This window comes from Duganella fentianensis (genome assembly GCF_964031615.1).
Classification (GTDB): Bacteria; Pseudomonadota; Gammaproteobacteria; order Burkholderiales; family Burkholderiaceae_D; genus Rugamonas; species Rugamonas fentianensis_A.
In genome coordinates this window covers 58,494-85,037 of the sequence record NZ_CAXIQN010000009.1, presented here as the reverse complement: position 1 = coordinate 85,037, position 26,544 = coordinate 58,494, and the positions used below count along the sequence as shown (strand labels likewise).

Genomic DNA, 26,544 nt, shown 5'->3' with positions numbered 1-26,544 from the left:
GCTCTATTTGCCGGATTGAAATGTCACAGTTCGGGCAATAATCGTTCATCCTCACACCAACCCCGTACCGGAAAACCATCATCATGGCCGTAGCCGAAACCGTAGCGAACGAGAACCCTGGCGAGTTGGGCGACGAAGAAGTCGCCGAGCAGTTATCGTTCTTCCAGACCCCGCTAGGACGCAATTTCGCCCGCGCTGCGGCAGCGGCCGCAGTGATTGCCGTGCTGTTCGGGCTGTACCTGTGGAACAAGCCACCCGAGTATGGTGTGCTGTTCTCCAACTACACCGACCGCGACGGCGGCGCCATCACGGCCGAACTGGACAAGCTGAATATCAAGCACAAGTTTTCCGATAACGGTACGGCCATCCTCGTGCCCACCGAGCAGGTACATGATGTACGTCTGAAGCTGGCGGCACAGGGCTTGCCGAAAGGCGGCAGCGTGGGCTTCGAGCTGATGGAAAACCAGAAGCTGGGGGTGTCGCAATTCCTCGAACAGGTCAATTACCAGCGCGCGCTTGAAGGCGAACTGGCCCGTTCCATCCAGTCGCTGGCCGCGGTGGAAAATGCCCGCGTCCACCTGGCCCTGCCGAAACCGTCCGTGTTCGTGCGCGACGCCCAGAAACCCACTGCTTCCGTGCTGCTGACCTTGCGTCCGAACAGCATGATCAATGTCGAGCAGACCGCCGCCATCGTGCATCTGGTAGCGTCCAGCGTACCCGAACTGATCCCGGCCAACGTTACCGTGGTGGATCAGGCCGGCAATCTGATTTCCGAGCTGAACAAGAACGGCAACGCCAATCAGAACGCCAAAAACATGAACGAGACCCAGCTCAAGTATGTCAAAGACATGCAGGCGCAGGTGATCCGTCAGGTAGAATCCATCATCATCCCTATCGTCGGCGAAGGCAATGTACGGGCCGAAGCCACCGCCGATGTGGACTTTGCCCAGATCGAACAGGCGGCAGAAACCTATAAGCCCAACTCGCCACCGGCCGCTTCCGCCATCCGCAGCCAGCAGAGCAGCGAAACCAACGGCAGCGCCGGTAGCAATAATCCCAACGGCATTCCGGGCGCGCTGTCCAACCAGCCGCCGGGCACAGCCACTGCCCCGCTCAACCAGACCGCCGCCACCGGCAGCACGGCGCCGGCACCGGGCACGCCACCGGGCGCCGCCAATGGTACCAGCGGCACGACTGGCCCGACCCACAAGGAATCGACCACCAACTATGAAGTCGACAAGACCGTGCGCTACGAGCAGCGCGGCATGGGCGGCCTGCGCCGCCTGACCGTGGCCGTGGTGGTGAATCACAAGCGCATCGTCGGCAAGGATGGCAAAGTGACGGTGAAAGCCTACACGCCGGAAGAAATGGTCAAGATCAACGATCTGGTCAAGCAGGCCATGGGCTTCAATCAGGACCGCGGTGACGCCGTCAGCGTGGCCAATGCCCCGTTCGAAGGGGTCGATCGTCCGTACGAGCAGCCGCCGGAATGGTGGCGCGATCCGGCCAACCTGCCGCTGGCCAAGGACTTCGCCAAATTCCTCATCACGGCCATGATCTTGCTGTACATCGTGCTGCGTATCGTCAAGCCGATGATGCGTCCCGTGTTCAAGAAAATCGACGAGTTCAATGCGGTCGAGCCGGAGCCGGAAGAGCCGGAACCGGAACCGGAAGAAGAAGTGGAAGAAGGTCCGAACGAAGCGCTCATCGCCGAAGAAGAACTGCGTCTCATGGAAGAAAACACGGTGCGCAGCTACCGCGAAAATCTGGCCATGGCGAAGAAACTGGCGACCGAGGACCCACGGATTGTGGCCAACATCATCAAGGAATGGATAGGCGCAAATGACTGAGAATACCGGACTGCAGAAAGCAGCAATTCTGATGCTGTGCATGGGCGAAACGGAAGCGGCCGAAGTGATGAAATTCCTCGGCCCGCGCGAAGTGCTGAAGCTGGGCGCGGCCATGGCCACCATGAAAAACGTGCCGCACGAAGACGTGGTGGGCACGCTCGACAACTTCCGCGACATGGTGGCAGCCGCGTCCACCGTGGGCCTCGATTCGGACGAATACATCCGTCAGGTGCTGACCAAGGCACTGGGCGACGACAAGGCTTCCGTGCTGCTGTCGCGTATTCTGGGCGGCAAGGACGCCTCCGGTATCGAATCGCTGAAGTGGATGGATTCGCAATCCGTTGCCGAACTGATCCGCAACGAACACCCGCAGATCATTGCCACCATTCTGGTCCACCTCGAGCGCGATCAGGCTTGCGAAATTCTCGGCCACTTCACCGACCGTCTGCGCAACGACGTGGTACTGCGGATTGCCACGCTGGACGGCGTGCAGCCGGCTGCGCTGCGCGAGCTCAACGACGTGCTGACCAAGCTGCTGTCGGGTAATGAAAACATCAAGAAATCCTCGCTGGGCGGCGTGCGTACGGCAGCCGAGATTCTCAACTTCATGAGCGGCGAGCAGGAAGGTTCTGTGATGGACAACATCAAGAACTACGACAACGATATGGCGCAGAAGATCATGGACGAGATGTTCGTGTTCGACAACGTGATCGATATCGACGACCGCGGCATCCAGCTGCTGCTGCGCGAAGTCCAGTCCGACATGCTGGTGATTGCGCTGAAGGGCGCGTCGCCCGAGCTGCGCGAGAAGATCTTCAAGAATATGTCGGCCCGTGCGGCCGAAATGATGCGCGAAGATCTGGAATCCAAAGGGCCGGTGCGGCTGTCCGAAGTGGAAGCCCAGCAAAAAGGCATATTGCAGATCGTGCGCCGTCTGGCCGACGAAGGCCAGATTGTGCTCGGTGGTAAAGGCGACGATTCCTTCATCTGATGAACAGTACGGTAAAAACACCCCAGCCAGCCTTCCAGCGCTGGCAAATGACCTCGTTCGGCGACGAGCGCCCCAGCGCTGTGGCCAAACGCGAGGCCGAGCAGCGCCTGCGCGATGCCGAAGCGGCGCAACTGGCAGCCCAGCAGCACGAACAGGAAGAACTGGAACGGCAGGCACAGGAGCAGGAAGACATGGGCCCGCCCATTCCGCCGCCGCCCAGCTATCCCACGGTAGAAGAACTGGAAACCATCCGCGAACAGGCCCGCCAGGAAGGCTATGAAGAAGGCCATACGGCCGGCCACGCCGACGGCCATGCCAAGGCCATGGAAGAAGGCCAGCAGCGCACCGACGCCGTGCTGGCGGAACTGCACAAGCTGGCCGAAAACTTCGGCACGGCGGTGCAGCAGGCCGACCAGCTGATTGCCAACGATGTGCTGGAACTGGCCCTGCATCTGGCCAAAAACATGCTCAAGACGGCCCTGCCCGTAAAACCGGAACTGCTGCTGCCCGTGGTGCGCGAAGCAGTCGACTACCTGCCTTCGCTGCAGCAGCCGGCCGAACTGATGCTGCATCCGGACGATGCCGCCGTGGTCCGCGCCGGCATCGGTGAAGAACTGGCGCAGAACGGCTGGCGCATCGTCGAAGATGAACAGGTCGGCCGTGGCGGCTGCAAGGTCGATACCGCCAGCAACCAGATCGATGCCACGGCCGCCGTGCGCTGGCAGCGCCTGAGCCACGCGCTGGGCAAAGATGTGAGCTGGCTGGACTGAGATGGACACCACCCTGCCCGCGCCTTCCGCCGAGCACAGCAACCCGCACGCGGGGCGCTGGCAAGCCTATCTGCACGACTGCGCCACGCTGGCCGATTTCGTCGAACCCATGCATGTGTCGGGCCGCGTCACCCGCGTCGCCGGTCTGGTGATGGAGGCGGTCGGGCTACGTCTCGCGGTGGGCGCCGCCTGCACCGTGCCGCTGCCGGCGGGTGGCCATATCGAAGCGGAAGTGGTGGGTTTCGAAGGCGAGCGCCTGTTCCTGATGCCGCAAAGCGATGTCGAAGGCGTGGTGCCGGGCACCCGCGTATTCCCCGTCGAACCAGCTATTCCCCGCCCCGGCAGTGTGCCACACCCGCGCCGCCGCCCTAGCGACCGCGCCCGTCATCTACCGGTAGGACCGGAACTGCTGGGCCGCGTGCTCGATGGCGCCGGCCGGCCGCTCGATGGTCTGGGCCCGCTCAATGCCAGCGCCAGCGCCCCCATCAACACCCGCCCCGCCAACCCGCTGGGGCGCGCACCGATTACCGACACGCTCGATGTGGGCGTACGCTCGATCAACGCCATGCTGACAGTAGGACGGGGCCAGCGTATGGGACTGTTCGCCGGTTCCGGCGTCGGTAAATCGGTGCTGCTGGGCATGATGGCACGCTACACGGAAGCGGACATCATCGTGGTAGGGCTGATCGGCGAACGGGGCCGCGAGGTCAAGGAATTCATCGAACAGATTCTGGGCGAAGAAGGTCTGGCGCGCTCAGTGGTGGTGGCTGCGCCGGCCGACACGCCGCCGCTGATGCGGCTGCAGGGCGCCGCCTATTCCACCGCGATAGCCGAGCACTTCCGCGATCAGGGCATGAACGTGCTGCTGATTATGGATTCGCTGACCCGCTATGCCATGGCGCAGCGTGAAATTGCCCTGGCGATCGGCGAACCACCGGCCACCAAAGGCTATCCGCCCTCCGTATTTGCCAAGTTGCCGATACTGGTGGAACGGGCCGGTAATGGCGAACAGGGCGGCGGCTCGATCACCGCCTTCTACACCGTGCTGACGGAAGGCGACGACCAGCAGGACCCGATCGCCGACTCGGCACGGGCGATTCTGGACGGTCACATCGTGCTCAACCGCCGACTGGCCGAAGCGGGCCACTATCCGGCCATCGACATCGAACAATCGATCAGCCGTGCCATGCACGGCATCACCAGCGCCGAACACCAGAATCAGGCGCGCCGCCTGAAACAGCTGTTTTCCCGTTACGAACGCAGCCGCGACCTGATCAGCGTAGGCGCCTATGCGCCGGGCAGTGACCCCGTGCTCGATCAGGCCATCGTTCTGCACGAACGGATCGAACATTTCCTGCAGCAACAGATCACCGAACGGGTGACCATGGGCGAGAGCTTAGGGCAACTTACCTCTCTATTCGACTGATGGGCGGGCCAAGTGCCCTCCTATAATTGATGCATCATGGCTTCAAAAGCGCAATTAGAAACACTGATGGGACTGGCACAGCGCGAAACCGACGAGGCGGCAAAACGCCTCGGCGTGGCGCTGAAGGCGGTCGAGGATGCCAAACAGAAGCACCAGATGCTGCAGGGCTACCGTGAAGAATACGTACAGCGTTTTCACGCGGCGCAGGCAGCCGGCATCACGCCCATGGCCTATCGGAATTTTCAAGCGTTTATGGACAAGCTCGACACGGCAGTGAATGGCCAGCTGGAGATGATCCGGCATGCCGAGTACCGCGCCGAACAGGATAAATCGGCCTGGCAGGCCTGCGAGCGCAAGCGCATGTCGTATTCCACTCTGAACGACCGGGCCGAGGCCGCGGCGCTCAAGCTGGAAAACAAGCGCGACCAGAAGCTGATGGATGAACATGCAGCAAGGCAAGCGTATTACAAGCGCTAGCCCGAGGATAGAGCAAGCACCCCGCAACCAACCGAGATGGCGCGAACATGCAAACCCAGAATCTCCTAACTCCAACGTTGAACGCAGCCGCCGTAGCGGCGCCCCGGGTCAATCTGAATTTGCAGGCCAGCGGCAGCGATAACGCTTTCCAGCGCGCGCTGTCGCGCGAAATGGATCAGCGCCAGAACAGCAGCGCGGCCATCAGCGTGGCACCGAAAGCCGCCGAACGCCCCGCCACAGCCCGCAGCGAAAGCAGCAAAGCCAGCGCGCCCGCCAGCACGGCTAGCGCCAGCCAGAACAGCAATGCCAGCGCTGCCAACGAAAAAGAAGCGACTAGCACCGCCGGCAACGACAGTACCGGCACGGCCAGCGCTACGGCCAGCAGCAAAACCGCCGATGCCCAGAGCGGCAAGGACAGCAAAGACAGCAGCGATAGCACGGCCAGTGTGGCCAGCGACGCACAGGCCGCAGCACAGGCCGATCCGATGGCGCAGATGCTGGCACTGGTGGCCGCCTTCAACCAGCCGGCCAGCACCACGGTAGCGCTCGATCCTGCTGCCAGCGCCGCCGCAACCACCGCCGCCGTGGTCGACACGGCCCAGACGGCGCCCGACGTGCTGGCCGCCGCCCCGGCCGCCAGCGCGGCTGTAGCCGATCTGGTCAGCAGCGCGGCCAGCGTTGCAGAGCAAGCGCCCGTGCTGGATGCCGCCACGCTGCCGCAGACCAGCGCCAGCGACGGCACCGACCTGCCGGCCAGCTTCAAGAACGCGTTGAAACAGGCCCAGAATGGTGTCACCAACGCCACCGACAGCGACAGCAGCAGCGCTGCCAGCAGCGCAAGCAGCTTGAGCACCGCGAGCAGCGCCGTGAGCACCGAAGTCGCCGCACCTGTTGCAGCGACTACCCAGCCAGCCGCCACCGTCAGCGAGAGTGGCGTCAGCGAACCAGCGGACAGCCTGTCCGCTCCGGCCACAAGCGCTAGCACCGCCAGCAGCCCGATCGTCAAGGCCGAAGCAGCCAGCGTGAGCGCCCAGCCGGCCGCCGACAAGGCAGCCACCAGCGCCGATCCGCTGGCTGCCACGGTTACCACCCGCAGCAGCGCCACCAGCGAAGCCACGCCCCAGCTGAAAGAAGCAGCACCGGCGATTAGCGCCGCCAGCAATGCCCAGAACGCGGCAGCCGCCGCCAAGGTGGCCGCAACGGCCGTGCCCACCGACAAATTGAGCAGCCGCGTCGGTACGCCCGCATGGGATCAGCAACTGGGCCAGAAAATTATCTTTATGGCGGCCGGCGGCGAGCAGAGCGCCACCATGGAGCTGAATCCACCGGATCTGGGCCCGCTGCAGGTGGTGCTGAGCGTGAACAAGGATCAGGCCACGGCCGCCTTCACCTCGGCCCAGCCGGAAGTGCGCCAGGCGCTGGAATCGGCCCTGCCCAAGCTGAAGGAAATGATGAGCGAAGCGGGTATCCAGCTGGGTAATGCCAGTGTTTCGGCCGGTATGTCAGATCAAGGCAACGCTTTCAGCCAGCAGGCCAGCGCGGCCCAGAGCGGCTCCGGCGGTTCGGGCCGCTCTGGCGGCAATGGCGCCGGCAGTGGCAACCTGAGCCGCGGCAACGAGGCCAGCGAGACGCCCCGTAGCGCACCGGCACGCCGTCTGCCGGCCGGCGCCGTCGATACCTTTGCCTGATAGCGCATCCAACAGGGCGGGCTGCACGCCCACCTGTTACACTAGGGAAACAGCAAACACGCGCTAATTTGCCCCGCTTTTCCCTGCTTGCGATGCCGCAGGGACAGGCGAAAATGACATAATGGCGGAGTGATCAACTTTCCGTACTAGAAGAGCAACTTGAAAGCGAACCCTAAAATGAAAGCCGAGCCGAAAGTCGAAGCCGCACCCGCTGCGGGCGGTGGCAGTAAAAAACTGATTATCATCATCGTGGCACTGCTGCTGGTGCTCGGTGGCGGTGGCGGCGGTGCTGCCTGGTACTTCCTGCATGCGAAAAATGCCGATGCAGCGCATGAAGAGGAAGAGGAACCGCCAGCCAAGACCAAGCACAAGGCCTCGAAAAAAGCCCATGCCGGTCCGCCCGAATATGTGGTGGTCGAACCGTTCACCGTCAATCTGCAACCGGGTGAAGGCGGCGCCGACCAGTATCTGCAACTGGCGTTTACGCTGGAAGTGGGTGGCCCGGAAGAAAGCAAGACCGTGAAAGACAATATGGCCAAGGTGCGTAGCCGCATGTTGCTGCTGTTGTCGAGCAAGCATGCGCAAGACTTGAAGTCGCCTGAAGGCAAAGTCCAGCTGGCCCGTGAAATCATCGCCCAGCTCAAGGAACCCTTCGAAGACCGGGGCGAGCCGCAGGACATTCAGGACGTCTTGTTCACCTCGTTTATTATTCAGTAACCATTCGGTAGTCAGAACGTCATGGCTGATAATTTTCTCTCCCAGGAAGAAGTTGATGCCCTTTTAAAGGGCGTCAACGGCGACCAGGACGATGTCGCGGCACAGGAAGATGTTGCGGGCGTCCGCACCTACAACCTTGCCACGCAAGAGCGCATCGTGCGTGGGCGTATGCCTACGCTGGAAATTATCAATGAACGTTTTGCCCGTCTGCTGCGGGTCGGCCTGTTCAACTTCCTGCGCCGCAGCGCCGAGGTATCGGTGGGTTCGGTGCGGGTCTCCAAGTACTCGGAATTCATCCGCAATCTGGTGGTGCCGACCAACCTGAATCTGGTGCACATGAAGCCGCTGCGCGGCACCGCCCTGATGGTGTTCGATCCGGGTCTGGTGTTCCTGCTGGTGGACAATCTGTTCGGCGGCGATGGGCGTTTCCACACCCGCGTCGAAGGGCGTGACTTTACCCAGACCGAGCAGCGCATCATTCTGCGCATCCTCGATATCGTGTTCGAAGCCTATACCAAGTCGTGGGAACCCGTGTTCCCCGTCGAGTTCGAATACATCCGTTCCGAAATGAATACCCAGTTTGCCAACATCGCCACCCCCAACGAAGTGGTGGTGGCCTCCACCTTCACGGTGGAACTGGGCTCCGTGTCCGGCCAGATCCACTTCTGCATGCCGTACTCGATGATCGAACCGATCCGCGATTCGCTCACCTCCAGCCTGCAAGGCGAGGCGCTGGAAGTGGATAAACGCTGGATCCGCCTGATGACGCAGCAGATCCAGATCGCCGAAGTGGAACTGGTGGCCACGCTGGGCACGGCCAAAGTGAATTTCGACGAGATACTGAATATGCGCGTGGGCGACATCATTCCGCTCAATATTCCGGAACTGCTGGCCGCCACCGTCGATGGCGTGCCCGTGATGGATTGCAGCTACGGGGTGATGAACGGCCAGTACGCGCTGAAAGTAGAGAAATTGCTGGCCAATGCCGATAACATCAAATAAGACCGGCGTGGCCGGTGACCGCAATACAGGAGAGAAGCATGTCGGATAATCAAGACGATCAGCCTATGGACGACGATCCATGGGGCGCGGCCATCGCCGAGCAAGCCCAGGCTGAAGCGGCTGCGGCGGAAAAAGCCCAGGCGCAGGCGGCCAGTGCCGCCGTGTTCAAGGATTTTTCCAATACGGCGCCGAAAACCGAAACCCATAACGATATCGATTTCATTCTCGATATTCCCGTCCAGCTGACAGTGGAACTGGGGCGTACCAAGATCGCCATCAAGAACCTGCTGCAACTGGCCCAGGGTTCGGTGGTGGAACTCGACGGTCTGGCCGGCGAACCGATGGACGTGCTGGTCAACGGCTGTCTGATCGCGCAGGGCGAGGTGGTGGTGGTGAATGACAAGTTCGGTATCCGTCTGACCGACATCATCACACCGTCCGAACGTATCCGAAAACTCAATAAATGAAGCGTGGCCTGATTCTTCCTCTGTTCCTCGCGGCGGCTCTGGCCGCCGCGCCTGCAATCGCCCAGCACCGGGTATCCGGCACCATCGGTGGCCAGCACGGCGCCAGCGCCCATGCTGCAGCCGGTACGCCTGCTCCAGCTCCTGCTGCTCCTGCTGCCGCCGTTTCCAGTCCCGCCAGCGAAGCGGCCTCCGCCAGCGCTACTACGGCGTCAGCTGGCACTTTGGCAGGCCCGGCCAGTAGCAGCGCCGCTGGCGCCACGGCCGCCACGGCCGGCTCTGCGCCTGCCAACGCTGGCGCTCCAGCCGGCCCGCTGGCTTTGACGATTCCTACCCCGACTGCGGCGCCCGCCAGCAGCAGTGGCGGCCTGTTACAGACCACCATGGCCCTGTTGTTCGTACTGGCCGTACTGGTCGGTCTGGCCTGGCTGCTGAAACGCTTCGGCCCGAAACATCTGACGGGCAGCCAGCGCCACATCAAGCTGGTCGACAGCCTGAATCTGGGCGCCCGCGAACGCATCCTGCTGCTGGAAGTCGGCGAACAGTGGATCGTGGTGGGCGCTTCCGCCGGCCGTATGAATGCCCTGACCACGCTGCCACGGCAGGAACTGCCGCCGGAAGAAACCAGCCCGGATGGCAGCGCCAAACCGAATTTCGCCGCATGGCTGAAACAGACCATTGAACAACGCCATGGCAAATAATTCTGTCCTGCGCCGTCATGGCGCGCGTGCCCTGCTGCTACTGGCCACCCTCAGCCTGCCACTACTGGCAGGGGCCGAATCGAGCATAGGCATTCCGGCCCTGACGGCCACACCAGCGCCTGGCGGCGGCACCAACTACACGCTGCCGATCCAGACCATGCTGCTGATGACGGCGCTGACCTTCATCCCGGCCGCGCTGCTGCTGATGACCAGCTTTACCCGCATCATCATCGTATTGTCGCTGCTGCGTCAGGCGCTGGGTACCCAGTCCTCGCCGCCGAATCAGGTGATGGTGGGGCTGGCCCTGTTCCTCACCCTGTTCGTAATGGGCCCCACTTTCGACAAGATCTACACGGAAGCCTATCTGCCCCTGCAGGAAAACCGCATCAACATGAGCGTCGCCATGGACAAGGGTGCTGCGCCGTTAAAAATGTTCATGATGAAGCAGACCCGGCAGGCTGATCTGGCCCTGTTCGTCAAACTCTCGCGCAGCCCTGCCCTGCAGGGACCGGAAGATGTGCCGCTGCGCATACTGGTGCCGGCCTTCGTTACCAGCGAACTGAAAACCGCGTTCCAGATCGGCTTTGCCATCTTCATCCCCTTCCTCATCATCGACATGGTGGTAGCGTCCGTGCTGATGTCGATGGGCATGATGATGATGTCGCCGGCCGTGATTTCGCTGCCGTTCAAGCTGATGCTGTTCGTGCTGGTGGATGGCTGGCAATTGCTGCTGGGCTCGCTGGCCCAGAGCTTCTACTAGGAGTTGCGATGACCCCGGAAAGTGTCATGACGCTGGGCCGCCATGCGATGGAAGTCACGCTGATGATCGCCGCACCCATGCTGCTGGTGGCGCTGGTGATCGGTCTGATCGTCAGTATCTTTCAGGCCGCCACCCAGATCAACGAAGCCACCCTGTCCTTCATTCCCAAGCTGGTCGGCATTTTCGTCGCGCTGGTGGTCGCCGGACCGTGGATGCTGGCCACCATGCTCGACTATATGCGCGAAGTGTTCAACGGCATCCCGGGTCTGGTGGGCTAGGTATGCTTTGTGGAAATAAATAGTCCCCAGCCCTCATGATTTCCTTCTCGACAGCCGATATCAACCTGTGGATAGCCGGTCTGCTGTGGCCGATGACGCGCATCCTCGCCCTGCTGGCGTCGGCCCCCCTGTTCGGCAACTCGGCCATACCGGCCAGCGTGAAGATCTGTCTGGGTACGCTGCTGGCGATGGTGATTGCGCCGGTAGTGCCCGCGCAACCGGCCGCCGATCCCCTGTCGCTGGCGGGGCTGCTGATCGTGGTGCAGGAAATGCTGATCGGGCTGGCTATGGGTTTCAGTATCCGCATCGTGTTTGCGGCGGTGGAAATGGCGGGCGAGATTTCCAGCCTGACCATGGGTCTGGGGTTTGCCACGTTTTTCGACCCCACCACGCAGGGACGCTCGTCGGCCATCAGCCAGTTTCTGGCGCTGGTGACGACCATGCTGTTTCTGGCCGTGAATGCCCATCTGGTGCTGCTGTCGGCACTGGTGGAAAGTTTTTACAGTCTGCCCGTGTCGGCGGCCCCCGTGTATGGGGGCGGCTTCAAACAGCTGGCAGACTGGGGGGGCAGGATTTTTAGTACCGGTGTGCAGTTATCGCTCCCCATCGTGGCAGCTTTACTGATCACCAACGTTGCACTCGGCATATTGACGCGTGCAGCGCCGCAGTTGAACCTGTTCGGTATCGGCTTCCCCATTACTCTGGGAGTCGGTTTGCTGGTGGTGGCCATGACGCTCCCGTATCTGGCCACCCCGGTGCAGAACTGGTTCCTCGATGGCATAGAAAGAGCACGGCTGATGCCCCGTACCTGGTCGCAGCGGCAGAATAATGCGCCGCCTGTCGCGCCGCCGCAGGGTCAGAACGGGCAGCGGCCGGCAGGACTGACAGTAGTGCCATAGAGAAATACAATCAGGTAGCGGGCAGAACATAGCAAGGATTTGGTTTCCATGTGGCAATAATGCGCGTATCATGGAAGCTCCCGGGAGAACACTGTAATGACTTCGATCGTTAATCTTTTTACTACAGACCAGATTGTCAGTCTCACGACTGTACAGATCGGCCTGCTGACGACCGAAGATATGAGTGTGCTCAGTTCGGAGCAACTGGCCGTGATGACCACGGCGCAGACCAAGGTGCTGCGTACCAACCAGCTGAACGCCCTCAGTGTGGCGGCACTGGCCGGCCTGGGTACTGACAACATCCCCACCATGTCGACCTTGCAGATCGCCGCTCTCAGCAGCGACCTGTTCTCGGCCCTCAGCACCGACCAGCTGGTCGCCCTGAGCACGCGCGAGATGGCCGCCCTGACGACGCGCCAGCTCAACCTGCTGAATGCGGCTCAGGTGGCTGCGCTGGAAACCATTGACCTGCGCGCGCTGACCACGGCACAACTATCTGCACTGGGCTCCGATCAGGCCGCCAGCCTGACGACCGACCAGCTGGGGATACTCGCCTCGCAGCAGCTGCGCGCGCTCAGCACCAGCGCCGTCCAGTGGCTGACCACCAGCCAGATCGCCAGCCTCAGCACCGCCAATCTGGGCCAGTTGACCACAGCACAGCTGAACGTGCTGAATCTCGACCAGATCAACGTCATCAGTACCGACCAGATGGCCGGGCTCAGTGGCACACAGGTGGCAGGCCTGAGCACCGACCTGCTCGCCAGCTTGAGCAGCGACCAGATGGGCGCCATCGAAACGCGCGATCTGGTCAATCTGTCGAGTAGCCAGGTACGCGCACTGGGCGGCATCCAGCTGTCCGGCCTCAGTACCAGCCAGATGCGGGCGCTGCGCAGCCAGGCCATTGCTGCCCTCAGCACCGACCAGATGACCGGCCTGACGACTGACCAGTTCAATGCGCTGAGCACGCTCACGCCGCTGAATTCGGCCCAGATGGGCGCCCTGACGACAGATCAGCTCAGCAACATCCCCACCCGTACCCTGACCACCCTCAGCACGGCCCAGCTGGCGGCGCTGAACAGCGATCAGGTGATTACCCTGACCACCGATCAGGTGGTGGCACTGAGTACCGACCAGTTTGCCGGTCTGGCGACCGATGTGCTATCGGCACTGGTGTCGGACCAGATGCTGGCCATCGAAACGCGCGATCTCGCCGTCCTCAGCACGCGCCAGTTCCGCGTACTCAATTCCGACCAGTTGCTGGCCCTGAGTACCGATCAGGTCAGCGCCATCAGCAGCAATGACGTGGCCGGCATGCTGCCGGGCCAGCTGGCCAGTCTGAATACGGACCAGATCAACGTGCTGCGCAACATGACGCTGCTCAATTCGGCCCAGATCCGCGCACTCACCACCGACCAGCTGGTGTCGCTGCAGAGCCGCGCCATCGTCGGCCTGACCAGCACCCAGCTGGCCGCTCTGAATGGCGAACAGGTGCAGGCGCTTAACACGGACCAGATCATCTGGCTGACGGCGGCGCAGGTTGCCAGCCTGACGGGCGATGTGCTGAACGCCATGAACAGCGATCAGATCGACGCCATCGAAACGCGCGATATCGCCGCACTGCGCTCATCGCAAGTCACGCGCCTGAATACGGAGCAGCTGGTGGTGTTGCTGACCGAGCAGTTTGCGGCACTCACTAGCAGCGCCATTGCCGCCCTCAGCACCGACCAGATCAGCGTACTGACCACCGACCAGCTGAATGCGCTGGCCACACTGGCCGGCATGAGCAGCCGCCAGATTGCCTCATTCACCACCGACCAGTTGCAATCGCTGTCGACCCGTAGCCTGGGCACGCTGATCAGCGCTCAGATGCGGGTACTGGGTTCCGACCAGATCATGGCACTCAGCACCGACCAGATCGTGGCACTCAGTGGCACGCAGATGCGCGGTCTCAACTCGGCTGCCATCACAGCCCTGACCTCGGACCAGCTGCTGGCGATTGAAACCCGTGACATTGCTGCGCTCGATTCCAGCCAGATCAACAAGCTACTCAGCCAACAGATAGCCGTGCTGGCAACGGAACAGATTGCCGCCCTCACCTCGGCCGATACGGCCGCGCTGGTCAGCGACCAGATTGTTGCCCTGAGCAGCGACCAGATCGATGCCATGCGCTATCTGGCGGCCCTGAGCACACGCCAGATCAAAGCCCTGACCACTGACCAGATCAATACGCTCACGCTGAGCGACCTGACGGGTCTGAGCACGCGCCAGTTCTCGGCCTTTACCAGCGACCAGCTGCAAGCGCTGAATACCGACCAGATCGTGGCCCTGAATACGGCCCAGATCGCTGCGCTCAGCACCAGTGCCATAGCCTACCTGAGCACGGACGCGATTGCCGCGATTGAAACGCGCGACATCCGTGCCCTGCGCACAGCCCAGCTGGCGCAGCTGAGCAGCCTGCAGCTGAGCGCACTCGGCACGGCCCAGATGGCCGCCTTCACCACGGCGGAAATCCGCTCGCTGACCAGCAACCAGCTGTCGGCCCTGAGCAGCGACCAGCTGGCCGCCATGAGTTCGCTCAATCCGCTCAGCACCCGCCAGCTGCCGGGTCTGACCACGGCCCAGATTGCCGACCTGTCGACCGCCAGCTTCATCACCCTGCTGACCAACCAGCTGGCGGCCTTCAATACCGACCAGGCGGCGGCCATCAGCAGTGATCAGGTGTATGCCATGAGCACCGATCAGGTGCGCGCGCTCAGCTCGATCGCGATTGCCGCACTGGGCACCGACCGCATGGCAGCGCTGCGCAATGCCGATCTGGTGGCGCTGACGACGCGCCAGCTGTCTTCGCTGACCAGCGCCCAGTTGCAGGCCCTGAGCACGGCACAGTTGCGCGCCCTGCCGTCGGCCAATCTGGCGGCACTGACACTGAGCCAGATCGCCAGCCTGAACAGCGAACAGATCGATGCACTGGTGACCCTGGCGGCGCTCAGCTCGCGCCAGTTCGGCGCCTTCAGCACCGACCAGCTGTCCACCCTGAACACGGCCGATCTGCGCACCCTGACGTCGCGCCAGATTTCCGTACTCAATACCGACCAGCTGGTCAGCCTCGGCACCGACCAGATTCGCGCGCTGACCAGCACCCAGCTGCGCGCCATCAGCGCTGGTAATCTGGCCGGATTAAGCACGGACCAGATCGCCGCCATCAGCAATGGTGCGCTGGCCAATCTGAACACCCGCCAAGTCGCGGGCCTGAGCACCGATCAAGTGCGTGCGCTCAGCACGGCACAAGTCAGCATTCTGACGACGGCGGAAATCGCTGCCCTCACGCCCGACCAGAAATCGGCCCTGAGCAGCGACCAGCTGGCCTCGCTGACTTCGCTGACCAGCTTCTCGCCGGAAGCGATTGCCGCGCTCACCACTGACCAGATTGCTTCGCTTTCGCTGGTCATCTTGGCCGGCCTGACGTCGCGCCAGATTGCCGCCCTGACCACCGACCAGATGCTGGCCCTGAGCAGCGACGAAGTGGTGGCGCTGACCACCGGCCAGTTCCGCGCACTGACCTCGGACCAGCTGGCCGCGCTGAATACCGACCAGATCCAGGCCGTCGAATTGCAGGATCTGGGTGCACTGTCGACCAGACAGATTACAGCGTTGACCAGCGACCAGCTGCGCGCCCTGACCGCGCCACAGTTCGGCTCGCTCAGCACGCTCAACATCGCCAACCTGACACCATTGCAGGTAGGCTCGCTATCGACCGACCAGATTGCCGCCTTTGCTTCGCTGGCACCGCTGACCAGCCGCCAGATTGCCGCCCTGACGACCGACCAGATCGCCAGTCTGGCACTGAACCGTATCACCACGCTGAAAACCAGCCAGATTGCCGGCCTGACCAATCTGCAGGTGGGTGCCCTCACCACCGGCGCGATTGCGGCGCTCAGTACGGCGCAGGTGCGCAGCCTGAGCGGCACCACGCTGGGCGCCCTGTCGACTGACCAGATCGTGGCCATCCGCATCGCCAATATCGCCGCGCTGGCCAGCAACCAGATCACCGCACTGAGCAGTGATCAGCTGATATCGCTGACATCCAATCAGTTTGCCGCACTCAGCAGCCGTGCCTTGGCGGCACTGCGCAATGACCAGATTGCTACACTGACGCTGGCGCAGGTCGATAGCCTGCCCACCCTGACGCCCTTCAGCTCCGACCAGATGGGCGGCTTCACCACCGACCAGCTGGCGAGCCTCAGCGTCGACCAGATCCCGACTTTCCGCACCAGCCAGATCAATGCACTGAGCAATTTGCAACTGGGCGCCCTCACCACGGCACAGATCGCCGCGCTGGTCACCGCCCAGATTCGCGGCCTCAGCCTGACGACCTTGAGCAGCTTCAGCACCGACCAGATTGCCGCCATGGAGGCAGCGGATGTTGCCGCATTCCGCACCGATCATGTGAGCAATCTGAGCACCGACCAGCTGCTCGCGCTGACACTGGGCCAGCTGGGCGCCTTTACTTCGCAGGAAATTGCCGCGCTGACGCCGGGCCAGCTGGGCATACTCACCACCAGCCAGTTTAATGCCCTGGGCAGTCTGGCCGGCCTGAGCACGCGCCAGATCCGCGGCCTGAACAGTGACCAGATCATGGCACTGTCGCTGACCCAGATTGCCGCGCTGAAAACTTCGCAGGTAGCGGCACTGGACGAAACCCAGATCACCTATCTGACCACCGACCAGATTCCCGCTCTGACCACGGGCCAGATCCGCGCTCTGCCCGGCACCGTGATTGCCGCCCTGACCACGGACCAACTGATCAACCTGACCGGTCCCGACCTGATCGCGCTGAAAACCAATCAGCTGATGATGCTCAGCAGCGACCAGCTGGCCGCGCTGACGCTGACACAGTACGGTACCCTGATCAGCAGCGAAGTGGCAGCCCTGACCACCCGCCAGCTCAGCTATCTGACCAGCGACCAGATTGCTGCCCTGAGCAATCTGGCCGTGCTGACCACCCAGCAAGTATCGGCGCTCAGCACCGACCAGCTGGTTTCGCTCACGCCGGCCCGCTTTGTCTCGCTCACCACCAAACAGCTGGCGGCACTAGGCAACCAGCAGGTGGAAGGCATCAATACCGACCAGATCGTGGCGCTTACTACCGGGCAGATCCGCGCGCTCAACCTGAGCCTGCTGGCCGCCCTCAGTACCGATCAGATCGACGCCATCGAAGCGCGCGACTTCGCTGCCATGACCTCGGCCCAGTTGCGCGCTCTCACCACCGACCAGATGGCGGCCCTGCTGACCGATCAGCTACACGCACTCAATAGTGCCAGCATCTCGGCCTTCTCGCAGACCCAGCTGGCCGCACTGAGCAATCTGCAAGCTGCCTCGCTGGGTAATCTGGCCGACTATTCGACCGCGCAGATCGCGGCCATGTCGACCACCCGGATTGCCGGCCTATCGGAATTCGATATCAGCGTGCTCAACACCAAGCAACTGGCCGTGCTGTCGGCCACCCAGCTGGCTGCGCTAACCACCGACCAGATGATACAGCTGCGCGGCAACCAGCTGGCCGCGCTGGCGACGGCTGCCCTGTCCGGCCTGAATTCGGACCAGATCGCCGCCATCGAAGTGCCGGATATCGCCGTACTGAAATCGACCCAGCTGCAGGTGCTCAATAGCGCCCAGTTACTGGCCTTGACGACCAATCAGGTGGGGGCTCTGACCTCACAGGAAGTTGCCGCCCTGACGCTGCCGCAGGTGGCCGTGCTGAGCACGGCCCAACTGGCCGCCCTCACCAATCTGCGCGGCATGGCCAGCACACAGGTACAGTCGCTCACGTCGGACCAGATCCTGTCGCTCTCGCCGGACCAGATCGCCAGCCTGCGCACCGTGCAGGTGGCCGCGCTACGCTCGGCCCAGTTGGCCGTGCTGACCACCGACCAGATCGGCGCCCTCAGCACTGCCGGCATACTGGCGCTGAACACACGCCATCTGTCAGCGCTGAATAGCGACCAGATCCAGGCCATTTCGCTGGGCGATATTGCCGCCCTGCGCTCGGTCCAGCTGCTGGCCCTGAGCAGCGACCAGCTGCAAGCCATCAGCATCAACCAGATCGGCAGCCTGAATACAGCCGCTGTCAGCGCGCTGGGCCAGAGCCAGGTGCGCGCCCTGACCACCGACCAGATCGTCAATCTGACGGAAGGCCAGTTCCGCGCCCTGTCCACCCGCGCCATCGCCAGCCTCAACACCGATCAGTTCGCGGCCATCGAACTCAATGATCTGGCCGTACTGCGCAGCCACCAGATCCGCGCACTGACCTCGGACGAACTGGTGAACATGACCAGCGTGCAGCTGACCAGCCTGAGCACGGCACAGATCGCGGCCATGACGTCGACCCAGCTGGGCTATCTGACCCCTGACCAGTTCTTCATGCTGGGCACGCTGGGCGCCTTCAACACGATGCAGATTGCGGCACTTAGCACGGACCGCATCCAGGCGCTGAACGACGACCAGATTGCCGTGCTCAGCACGCTGCAGCTGAGCGCTCTCAACAGCCGCCAGCTGGGCGCCATGAATACCCACCAGATCCAGTTGCTGAGCGTGGCCCAGTGGCGCGCACTGAACACGGCGGCTTTGCGCGGCCTTAGCAGCGACCAGATCAGCGCCATGGAAGTGGAAGATCTGGCGGGTCTGAAAACCAATCAAGTGGCGGCACTGACGACCCAGCAGATTGCCAATCTCAGCGTCGACCAGTTCGGCATCCTGACCACGGCCGAAGTGGCAGCGCTCACCACCCAGCAGGTGAAAGCCCTGACGAGTGACCAGATCAACGGACTGCAAACGCTGGCCGGGCTGACCACGCTGCAGGTCAGCGCGCTCACCACCGACCAGTTCGTGGCCATAGATGGCGACCACATGGTAACGCTGAAAACCAGCCAGATTGCCGCGCTGACCAAAGCCCAGCTGCAAGGCTTCAGCACCGACCAGATCGTGGGCCTGACCACGGCACAGGTGCGCTCGCTGAATGTCACCGCATTTGCCGGCCTGAATACCGACCAACTGCAGGCCATCGAAGTCGATGATGTGCCCGCGCTCACCAGTCTGCAGCTCAATGCGCTGAGCCGGATCCAGTTTGCCGCGCTGACGCTGGGCCAGATCGCCAGTCTGGTCACGCGCCAGATTGCCACCCTGAGCCCGGGCGACATTACCGCCATGAGCACGGACCAGATCAACGTGCTGACCACGCTGGGGGTACTGACGGCCAGTCAAGTGACGGCGCTGACGACGGACCAGCTCAGCTCTATCAATCTGGACCAGCTGGCCACCATCAACTCGGCCCAGCTGGCCGCGCTGACGCTGCGCCAGATGTCGACGTTAAGCACCTCCCAGCTGAACAGCCTGACGCCGAATCAGGCGCGGGGGCTGAACATGACGACATTGAATACCGACCAGATCGCCTCGCTCAATGCCGATGCGGTCGGTGGCCTGAGCACGGGCCAGCTGCAGACCCTGAAAACGGCCCAGCTGGCCGCGCTCACGGCCAACCAGTTCTCGGCCCTGAGCACCAAAGCACTGGCCTCGCTGGCTGTGACCCAGGTACGGGGGATTACCACCGACCAGCTGGCCGCACTGGGGACCATGAATGCCTTTACCACGAGCCAGATTGGCGGTTTCAGTTCCGACCAGATCAGCGGTCTGTCGTCGGATATGCTGAACGGCCTGCGCACGGCGCAGATGGCGGCTATGGGTTCGACCCAGTCGATCGGCCTGACGACGGCCCAGCTGGCCGTGCTCGATCCTGTGCTGCTGTCGATGCTGTCGGCCTCGGCACTGAATGCGCTCAGTTCCGATCAGCTGCGTTCGCTGGATGGCAATGAAATTGCGGCCCTGAAAACGGCCCAGCTAGCCAATCTGACGGCCTCGGCGATTGCCTACCTCACCGCGGTACAGATCGGCTCGCTGACAACGGCGCAGATGCGCTCGCTCAAAGCCACCCAGATCAAAGCGCTGACGGCCGAGCAGATTGCCGCCATCAGTATTGCCGATGTGGCTGCCATGGCCTCGACCCAGGTATGCGCCCTGACTACCGACCAGCGTGCCGCCCTGACGGCTGACCAGCTGGCCGTACTGCCGGCCGGCAGCCCGCTGATTCTCGATCTGGATGGCAACGGCATCAGCACGCTGGGCATCGAAGCAGGTACCCGCTTCGACATCTACGCCGATGGCGAGCGCATCAACACTGGCTGGGTCGGCAGTAGCGATGGCTTGCTGGTACTGGACCGCAACCGCGATGGCCAGATCAATGACGGTAGCGAACTATTCGGCACTGCCACCCAGCGCACGGATGGCAGCCGCGCCAGCGACGGCTTTGCCGCCCTGTCCGATCTGGACAGCAACCATGACGGCATGGTCGACAGCAAGGATAGCCAGTTCGAAGCCCTGCGTGTATGGGTGGACAGCAATAGTGACGGCATCAGCCAGAGCGAAGAATTGCGTACGCTGGGCGCCGTAGGCGTGGCCAGCCTGACGGTAGCAGCCAGCAAAGTCAGCGAGCTCGACAAAAACAACTGGATAGGCTTACGTTCCAGCTACACCCGCACGGATGGCAGCAGCGCCCAGTTAGCCGACGTCTGGTTCCTGACCAGCCGCGCCGCCAACACCAGCGCCCTGAGTCAGGCCATCAGCGAATATGGCGCCAGCGCGGCACAGAGCAGCGCCGGTGGCAGCCTGAGCCTGACCAGCAGTACGGACGCCGTGAGTAGCTTGGCGGCCGCCAGTGCCAGCCTGTCCGGACAGGTAGCCGCACTGGGCGAGCAGATGCGCCGCTACGACGCCGCCACAGCCAGCCTGAGCGGCACCAGCAGCCCGACCCAAGACTGGCTGCGCCAGCCCGCCCAGCAAGGCATCCTCGCCGCCAAATAACTTCGGGGTCAGATCTGTCATTCGGACAGTCATGCAGCACTATTGAGCCGCCTCAAATACTTGAGGTGGCTCCGTGCCATTTAATCCAGTAGAGTAATCGAGCAGATATTAGAAGCCCGCACCTTGAGTTGTATCAACGGTGCGGGCTGAATGTCCGAATGACAGATCTGACCCCGAAGTTAGCTCGAAGTTAGCTGATGTAGTTGAACAGCGATAGGCCGGACAGCGATTTGAAGGATTTTTGCGCTGCATCCAGCATGGTCTGCTGCTGGGTGAACTGGGAGATGGCTTTCACTGTGTCGACGTCTTGCAGATCGGACAGGGTGGCCGCATATTGCAGGTTCAGGTCGTCTCCGGAGCTGTCCAGATAATCCAGCTCTTTCAGACGCGAGCCCACCGCCGACTGCACCGACAGCAGATTGTCGGTGGCATTGTCGATATTCATGTGGGCCTGATTCAGTTTGTTGTTCAGGCTGGCCTGCCCGGCCGCACCGTCGCCCGGTGCGCGCAACGCCGCAATCAGATCCGTCACCGTAGTGAATACCGACTGGCGCGTGCTCGGTGCGATGGTGAAATTATCCAGATCGGCCGGATCACCTTTGATCTCGAACTGTAAGCCGTCAAAGTTGATACTCTGGCCGCTGGTATAAGCTTGCGGCACCGCCGGCACGGGAGCCGGTGGTACGGGCTGGTTCAACGTCAGATCCGTCACGGTGTAAGTGGTGACTTTGGGCGTACCCGCCGTGGCCGGTACTACCTGAAAATCGATCTGGTAGTTATGCCCCGTCAGCAGGGTAGCATCCTTGACGGAACCGGGGCTGATGATGCCGGAACCGCCACGCGTATAGTTGGCCGGATCGGCCCCCGTTACGAACGTGCCGTTGCCGGTAACGTTGTTTTCGAATACAGATGAGCCAGAATCGGTAATCGGCACTTTGCGGGTCGAGCCAACCTGCAGTTCGCGCTGGCCCTGATCGCCCTGATAGCTGGCCCCCGTGGCCGTGGGCGAAAACGGCAAGGTGGTGGATTTGTAGCCGGAGAATACATAGCCGCCCACGCCGTCCGAGGAATTGGCCTGACCCAGCAGGTCGGCCAGCCGGCCTTCCAGTTCCACCGCCAGCGATTCGCGGTCTTTCTGCGTCATGCCGCCATTGCCGGCATTCACGGTCAGGGTCTTGATGTCCTGCAGAATAGAGGTCGAACTGGCCAGCGCCACGGTTTCCAGCGACAGCATGCTGCGCGCATTCGAACGGTTGGTCACCAGCTGGGTATTGATCGATTGCGATTGCGTCACTTCCAGCGCGCGTGCAGTGGCGATAGGGTCGTCGGCCGCCGTCAGATTGCGCCGCCCCGTAGACAGCTGCTGCTGGGTCTTCGACACGGCATTCTGTAGCGAGCCTATCTGGTTGACGCCGACGTCGAAGATAGTCTTCGAGCTGATACGCATAATCATGATAATTACCTAATATTGAGCAGTGTATCGAACAGGGTGCTGGCCATCTGCACGACTTTACCGGCGGCCTGATAAGCCTGCTGATAGCGTAACAGATTGGCCGCCTCTTCATCGAGATTAACGCCGGAAACACTCTGCTGCTGATTGGTGGCCTGCTGCACGGCGGCATCCGCCGCCGAGTTACTGATCTGGGCTTCGCGCGCCTTGTTGCCGACAAAGTTGACCATCTGCGCATAGGTGGTCTGGTAGGTGGCTTTGCCCCCGTCGAGTATGTTCTTGCTTTGCAGCGCGGCCAGCAAAGCCCCGTTACGGCTATCGCCTACCCCGCTCACATTCGGGCCGACGGTGAATTTGTCCAGATCGGCCAGCGTGCCGCTGATGGCGAAATTCATCCCGCCGAAACTGATCTGGGCGCCATCCGTATAGGGTATCGAAGCGGTTCCAGCCGGATACACAGTACTCGTACCGTTCACTGTCACCGTCACATCCTGGGTTGCAGGGAAGCCGGAGAAGCTGGCACTGGCCTTGTCATAGGTCAGCGTCAACGGCGCCGTCAGTGCCGCCCCCGGCACCAGATAGGCGGCATCCACCGTGCCTGCCGTGATCTTGCCATTACCGGAGTTGGTGGTTGGCGCGGCCGTAGTGATCGGCGCTGCCAGCGCAATCTTGCTACGATCGACGATCAGCACATTCATCTGGCTGGCCGCCTGATAGGTAGGCCGCACCACGAAATTATCCTTGGCTTGCGGCGTGCCCGTAATGGTGTAGTCCACCCCGTCGATGGTTTGCGGCACCGTCTGGGGGAACGGGTTGATCTGGGTAATCTTGCCATCACTCTTGCGCGTGACACTGAAATTGGTGCCGTCGAAATCCACGCTGTAGTCACTGGCCGTGAGCGCGCTGGCATCCGTCACCACCGCCGTCACATCGGCCGTACTGGCCATGGAATTGCGGTTGTTGCGCCCTACATAAGCGTTGATGGGACCAAAGAAATTGGTGCCCAGATCACCGTTCTGATCCTGTCCCAGCACGTGCTGGGCATTGAAGCTGACCGCCAGACCGGCCGCCACCTGCCCCAGCGAATTCTGCGCCCTATCCAGCGCGCCATTGCGGAATTCCAGCAGGCCGCCCAGCTGGCCGCCCGTGAACACGCTTTCCGGCAGCGCGCTAAAGCCGCCGTTGTCGGCCTGATAGCCGAGCGTCACGCGCGCCACGTCGGTCGGCGAATTCGAAGTGCCCAGCTGGAAGGCCGTAGTACCCACCACCAGCGGCTGGCCCGTGCCCATTTCTACCGTCAGGGTGTTATTCGGGCCTTGCAGAATGGTGGTCTTGACCAGCTTGTTCAGTTCCGTCACCAGTTGGTCGCGGTGGTCCAGCAGATCATTGGCGGGCTTGCCATCCGTGCTCAGGCCGGAGATGCTGTTATTCAGGTTGGCGATCTCGCGCGCGTAGGAATTGATTTCCGTGACGTTGGCAGCGATCTGGTTATTCACGCCGGCGGCGATTTCCGTCAGCCGCGCGCTCAGTCCCTGAAAACGCGAGGTCAGCGAACCGGCACTGGACAGCAGTGCCTGACGCGAAGCGGCCGAAGCAGGGTTGGAAGTGGCATCCTGCACCCCGTTGAAGAAATCCTGCAGGGCCGGCGACAGACCGGCAGTAGGGTCGGCCAGCAGATTATCGACCTGGGCAATCTGCTTGCTATAGGCTTCCAGCGAAGCCTGCGTGGCCTCGGCCCCGCGCAACTGGGTGGCCAGGAAGTTATCGTAGAAACGCCGCACGGCCACCACTTCCGTACCGCTGCCGACAAAGCCGAAGCCTTCGTCGCGGGTGGACGAATCGACCTGTATGGCCACCTGACGGCTGTAGCCGGCCACACCAGCGTTGGTGATGTTATTGCCGGTGGTTGACAGGCCTACTTGCGCCGACAACAGACCGCTGGTACCGATGCTGAGGAGACTGGACATGATGGATTACTCTCTATGGTGTCGTTTACGGCAAGCCGGCGTCAAACTTGATTAGCCAGCCAGCGAGCGCTTGATGATGCTCGCCAGCTTGGTCGCGTAATGGGGGTCGGTGGCATAGCCAGCCTTCTGCAGGCCCTGGGCAAAGCGGGTCGCATCGCCGCCACTGGCCAGCACTTTTTCATAGCGCGGATTGGTCGCGATCAGCTTGGCGTAATCCTTGAACGAATCGGCATAGCTGTCGTAGGCGCGGAAGCGCTCGACTTTGGTCTGTGCCTTGCCGTTCACGTATTCCGTGGTGGTGGCTTCCACCACCTTGCCCTTCCAGTCGCCACTGGCCTTGATGCCGAACAGGTTGTGGCTGCTGCTACCGTCGCGGTTCCTGATCTCGCGTTTGCCCCAGCCGCTTTCCAGTGCCGCCTGCCCCAGCATGAACTTGGCCGGGATGCCGGTAGTACGGCTGGCTTCTTCCGCGGCCGCGCCCAGCTTCTGCTGGAATTTGCGCACATGCTCGGAGGGCGAGGCACTGGTGGTGGTGGCAGGCACGGCGCTGTTGTCATCCACCGACGCCGCGCCGGCACCACCGGCGGCGGCGATGGCGCGCTGCAGGCGGGCATCCATCAGGCTGGCTAGTCCGCCGAAGCTGCCGCCGGCCTCGCCCGCAGCAGCCGTCGCGCCATCGTTGCCGATGGCCAGCGCCTGCTGTTCGCTGCTGCGCGACAGCTGGCGCACCAGCATGTCGGACAGGCCGATGCCGCGTTTGGCAATGTTCTGGCTGGTCTGCTGATCCAGCATGGAAGTAAAGGTCTTGGTGGTCTGACTATCCATCAGCCCGTCCTGCGGCGTGGCTTCGCGCATGGACTTCATCATCATGTTGACAAACATTGCCTCGAACTGGGTCGCTGCCGTCTTCAGCGCGGCCGGATCATTGGCGCGCGCCGACTGCTTCAAATTGCCCATGTCTTTGACATCGAGGGCAAATTTGTTGCTCAGATCGGTAGATACCTTGGGGCTGGTCATGATGGCACCCGCTTAGATAATTTCCAGTTCGGCGCGCAAGGCACCGGCGGCTTTCATGGCCTGCAGTATCGACAGCAGATCCTGCGGCGTGGCGCCGATCGCATTCAAGGCTTTCACCACCTCGGCCAGCGAAGCGCCGCCTTTCACCAGCATCACTTTGCCACTATCGGCCTTGATGCCGATCTGCGGATTCTGCGTGACCACGGTGCGGCCTCCGGACAGGGCATTCGGCTGGCTCACTTGCGGCTCGGCCGAGACCGACACCGACAGATTGCCGTGCGAAATGGCGCAGGTATCGAGCGTGACGGCACGGTTCATCACCACCGAGCCGGTGCGGGCGTTCATGATGACTTTGGCGGGCTGTTCGGCTGCAGCCACCTGCATATCCTGCAGGGTGCCGATGAAGGCCACGCGCTGGTCGCTACTGCTAGGCGACTGCACGCGGATCACGCGGCTATCGAGTGCATAGGCAATGCCGGGACCGTATTTATCGTTGATCACTTCCACCACCCGGCTGGCGGTGGCGAAATCGGCCGTGTTCAGTTCCAGATGGATAAAGTTGCCTTCGCCCAGCTTGCTCGCCACGGCACGTTCCACCGTGGCGCCGCCGGAAATTTTACCCACGCTCAGGTGGTTGACGACTTGCGAGCTGCCGCCGGCAGCAGCGCCCACGCCCCCCACCAGCACATTGCCTTGTGCCATGCCATAGACCTGACCATCGGCACCTTTGAGTGGCGTCATCAGCAGCGTGCCGCCGCGCAGACTCTTGGCGTTACCCATCGACGAGACGGTGATATCCAGCGTCTGGCCCGGCTGGGCGAACGCTGGCAGCGAAGCCGTCACCATCACGGCCGCCACATTTTTCAATTGCAGCGTGGTGCCCTGTGGCAGATTCACCCCCAGCTGCTGCAGCATGGAGACCACGCTCTGTACCGTGAACGGGGTCTGGGTAGTCTGGTCACCGCTGCCATCCAGACCCACCACCAGACCGTAACCGATCAGCTGATTCTGCCGCACGCCAGCGATGCTGGCCAGATCTTTCAGGCGTTCAGCGCGGGCCGGTTGTACCAGCAGACTGGCCAGCAGCAGCACCAGCAGCAGTACGGCCAGCTTGCACAGACCGCTGATGCGGCGTACGCCTTCCGTGATTGATTGATTGCTGTCCATGATAGTT

The 26,544-nt window shown here is 62.2% G+C and carries 18 protein-coding genes; 14 read left to right on the top strand and 4 right to left on the bottom strand.

Annotated features, from left to right (window positions below; translation table 11 throughout):
* Positions 1–83 precede the first annotated feature (83 nt).
* From fliF to ABNT42_RS06210, 14 genes are all read left to right on the top strand, one after another.
* Positions 84–1,850, top strand: coding sequence for a flagellar basal-body MS-ring/collar protein FliF (gene fliF / locus ABNT42_RS06275; RefSeq protein ID WP_348695449.1), 1,767 nt, complete (start codon positions 84–86; stop codon positions 1,848–1,850).
* Positions 1,843–2,841: a flagellar motor switch protein FliG gene (gene fliG, locus ABNT42_RS06270; protein WP_161033973.1), complete on the top strand. Its 999-nt coding sequence runs from the start codon at positions 1,843–1,845 to the stop codon at positions 2,839–2,841. The genes fliF and fliG overlap by 8 nt, the downstream gene beginning before the upstream one ends.
* The gene (locus tag ABNT42_RS06265; protein ID WP_348695445.1) at positions 2,841–3,611 is read left to right on the top strand and encodes a flagellar assembly protein FliH; all 771 of its coding nucleotides are present in this window, start codon (positions 2,841–2,843) and stop codon (positions 3,609–3,611) included. Before fliG ends, ABNT42_RS06265 begins: the two co-directional genes overlap by 1 nt.
* A 1-nt stretch (position 3,612) precedes the next feature.
* The gene (gene fliI, locus ABNT42_RS06260) at positions 3,613–5,037 is read left to right on the top strand and encodes a flagellar protein export ATPase FliI (RefSeq protein ID WP_348695442.1); all 1,425 of its coding nucleotides are present in this window, start codon (positions 3,613–3,615) and stop codon (positions 5,035–5,037) included.
* Positions 5,038–5,073: 36 nt separating this feature from the next.
* The gene (gene fliJ, locus ABNT42_RS06255) at positions 5,074–5,514 is read left to right on the top strand and encodes a flagellar export protein FliJ (protein WP_348695439.1); all 441 of its coding nucleotides are present in this window, start codon (positions 5,074–5,076) and stop codon (positions 5,512–5,514) included.
* A 47-nt stretch (positions 5,515–5,561) separates the two neighbouring features.
* On the top strand, positions 5,562–7,202 hold the full coding sequence (locus ABNT42_RS06250; protein WP_348695436.1) for a flagellar hook-length control protein FliK: 1,641 nt from the start codon (positions 5,562–5,564) through the stop codon (positions 7,200–7,202).
* A gap of 177 nt (positions 7,203–7,379) precedes the next feature.
* Complete coding sequence (fliL, locus tag ABNT42_RS06245; RefSeq protein ID WP_348696101.1) at positions 7,380–7,919, top strand: flagellar basal body-associated protein FliL; 540 nt, start codon at positions 7,380–7,382, stop codon at positions 7,917–7,919.
* A 21-nt stretch (positions 7,920–7,940) separates the two neighbouring features.
* The gene (gene fliM / locus ABNT42_RS06240) at positions 7,941–8,921 is read left to right on the top strand and encodes a flagellar motor switch protein FliM (protein WP_161033969.1); all 981 of its coding nucleotides are present in this window, start codon (positions 7,941–7,943) and stop codon (positions 8,919–8,921) included.
* Positions 8,922–8,959: 38 nt separating this feature from the next.
* Complete coding sequence (gene fliN, locus ABNT42_RS06235; protein ID WP_155433269.1) at positions 8,960–9,388, top strand: flagellar motor switch protein FliN; 429 nt, start codon at positions 8,960–8,962, stop codon at positions 9,386–9,388.
* Complete coding sequence (fliO, locus tag ABNT42_RS06230; RefSeq protein ID WP_348695433.1) at positions 9,385–10,086, top strand: flagellar biosynthetic protein FliO; 702 nt, start codon at positions 9,385–9,387, stop codon at positions 10,084–10,086. The genes fliN and fliO overlap by 4 nt, the downstream gene beginning before the upstream one ends.
* Positions 10,076–10,846: a flagellar type III secretion system pore protein FliP gene (gene fliP / locus ABNT42_RS06225; protein ID WP_348695430.1), complete on the top strand. Its 771-nt coding sequence runs from the start codon at positions 10,076–10,078 to the stop codon at positions 10,844–10,846. Before fliO ends, fliP begins: the two co-directional genes overlap by 11 nt.
* Before the next feature lie 8 nt (positions 10,847–10,854).
* A complete protein-coding gene (gene fliQ, locus ABNT42_RS06220) occupies positions 10,855–11,124 on the top strand; it encodes a flagellar biosynthesis protein FliQ (protein ID WP_348695426.1) in 270 nt (89 codons plus the stop codon).
* Between the two features lie 35 nt (positions 11,125–11,159).
* Entirely contained in the window at positions 11,160–12,023 is an 864-nt protein-coding gene (gene fliR / locus ABNT42_RS06215) for a flagellar biosynthetic protein FliR (RefSeq protein WP_348695423.1), read from the top strand.
* Between the two features lie 96 nt (positions 12,024–12,119).
* The gene (locus ABNT42_RS06210; RefSeq protein ID WP_348695420.1) at positions 12,120–20,936 is read left to right on the top strand and encodes an iron-regulated protein frpC; all 8,817 of its coding nucleotides are present in this window, start codon (positions 12,120–12,122) and stop codon (positions 20,934–20,936) included.
* Between the two features lie 190 nt (positions 20,937–21,126).
* Here ABNT42_RS06210 and flgL read toward each other — a convergent pair whose 3' ends face one another.
* The 4 genes from flgL to ABNT42_RS06190 are packed head-to-tail and all read right to left on the bottom strand — an operon-like array spanning position 21,127 to position 26,537.
* Positions 21,127–22,389, bottom strand: coding sequence for a flagellar hook-associated protein FlgL (gene flgL / locus ABNT42_RS06205; protein WP_348695418.1), 1,263 nt, complete (start codon positions 22,387–22,389; stop codon positions 21,127–21,129).
* 5 nt (positions 22,390–22,394) lie between these two features.
* Positions 22,395–24,353, bottom strand: a complete 1,959-nt coding sequence (gene flgK / locus ABNT42_RS06200) for a flagellar hook-associated protein FlgK (protein ID WP_348695415.1) — start codon at positions 24,351–24,353, stop codon at positions 22,395–22,397.
* 51 nt (positions 24,354–24,404) lie between these two features.
* Positions 24,405–25,370 carry a flagellar assembly peptidoglycan hydrolase FlgJ gene (gene flgJ / locus ABNT42_RS06195; protein WP_348695412.1) on the bottom strand — a complete coding sequence of 322 codons (966 nt, stop codon included), beginning with the start codon at positions 25,368–25,370 and terminating at the stop codon, positions 24,405–24,407.
* A 12-nt stretch (positions 25,371–25,382) separates the two neighbouring features.
* Positions 25,383–26,537 carry a flagellar basal body P-ring protein FlgI gene (locus ABNT42_RS06190; protein WP_348695409.1) on the bottom strand — a complete coding sequence of 385 codons (1,155 nt, stop codon included), beginning with the start codon at positions 26,535–26,537 and terminating at the stop codon, positions 25,383–25,385.
* Positions 26,538–26,544 lie beyond the last annotated feature (7 nt).

Coding starts and splice junctions, on each gene's coding strand:
- fliQ (WP_348695426.1), top strand. CDS start 10,855: ATGACCCCGGAAAGTGTCATGACGCTGGGCCGCCATGCGATGGAAGTC.
- fliL (WP_348696101.1), top strand. CDS start 7,380: ATGAAAGCCGAGCCGAAAGTCGAAGCCGCACCCGCTGCGGGCGGTGGC.
- ABNT42_RS06210 (WP_348695420.1), top strand. CDS start 12,120: ATGACTTCGATCGTTAATCTTTTTACTACAGACCAGATTGTCAGTCTC.
- fliN (WP_155433269.1), top strand. CDS start 8,960: ATGTCGGATAATCAAGACGATCAGCCTATGGACGACGATCCATGGGGC.
- fliI (WP_348695442.1), top strand. CDS start 3,613: ATGGACACCACCCTGCCCGCGCCTTCCGCCGAGCACAGCAACCCGCAC.
- fliM (WP_161033969.1), top strand. CDS start 7,941: ATGGCTGATAATTTTCTCTCCCAGGAAGAAGTTGATGCCCTTTTAAAG.
- fliJ (WP_348695439.1), top strand. CDS start 5,074: ATGGCTTCAAAAGCGCAATTAGAAACACTGATGGGACTGGCACAGCGC.
- flgK (WP_348695415.1), bottom strand. CDS start 24,353: ATGTCCAGTCTCCTCAGCATCGGTACCAGCGGTCTGTTGTCGGCGCAA.
- fliP (WP_348695430.1), top strand. CDS start 10,076: ATGGCAAATAATTCTGTCCTGCGCCGTCATGGCGCGCGTGCCCTGCTG.
- fliO (WP_348695433.1), top strand. CDS start 9,385: ATGAAGCGTGGCCTGATTCTTCCTCTGTTCCTCGCGGCGGCTCTGGCC.
- ABNT42_RS06190 (WP_348695409.1), bottom strand. CDS start 26,537: ATGGACAGCAATCAATCAATCACGGAAGGCGTACGCCGCATCAGCGGT.
- flgL (WP_348695418.1), bottom strand. CDS start 22,389: ATGATTATGCGTATCAGCTCGAAGACTATCTTCGACGTCGGCGTCAAC.
- fliF (WP_348695449.1), top strand. CDS start 84: ATGGCCGTAGCCGAAACCGTAGCGAACGAGAACCCTGGCGAGTTGGGC.
- flgJ (WP_348695412.1), bottom strand. CDS start 25,370: ATGACCAGCCCCAAGGTATCTACCGATCTGAGCAACAAATTTGCCCTC.
- ABNT42_RS06265 (WP_348695445.1), top strand. CDS start 2,841: ATGAACAGTACGGTAAAAACACCCCAGCCAGCCTTCCAGCGCTGGCAA.
- ABNT42_RS06250 (WP_348695436.1), top strand. CDS start 5,562: ATGCAAACCCAGAATCTCCTAACTCCAACGTTGAACGCAGCCGCCGTA.
- fliR (WP_348695423.1), top strand. CDS start 11,160: ATGATTTCCTTCTCGACAGCCGATATCAACCTGTGGATAGCCGGTCTG.
- fliG (WP_161033973.1), top strand. CDS start 1,843: ATGACTGAGAATACCGGACTGCAGAAAGCAGCAATTCTGATGCTGTGC.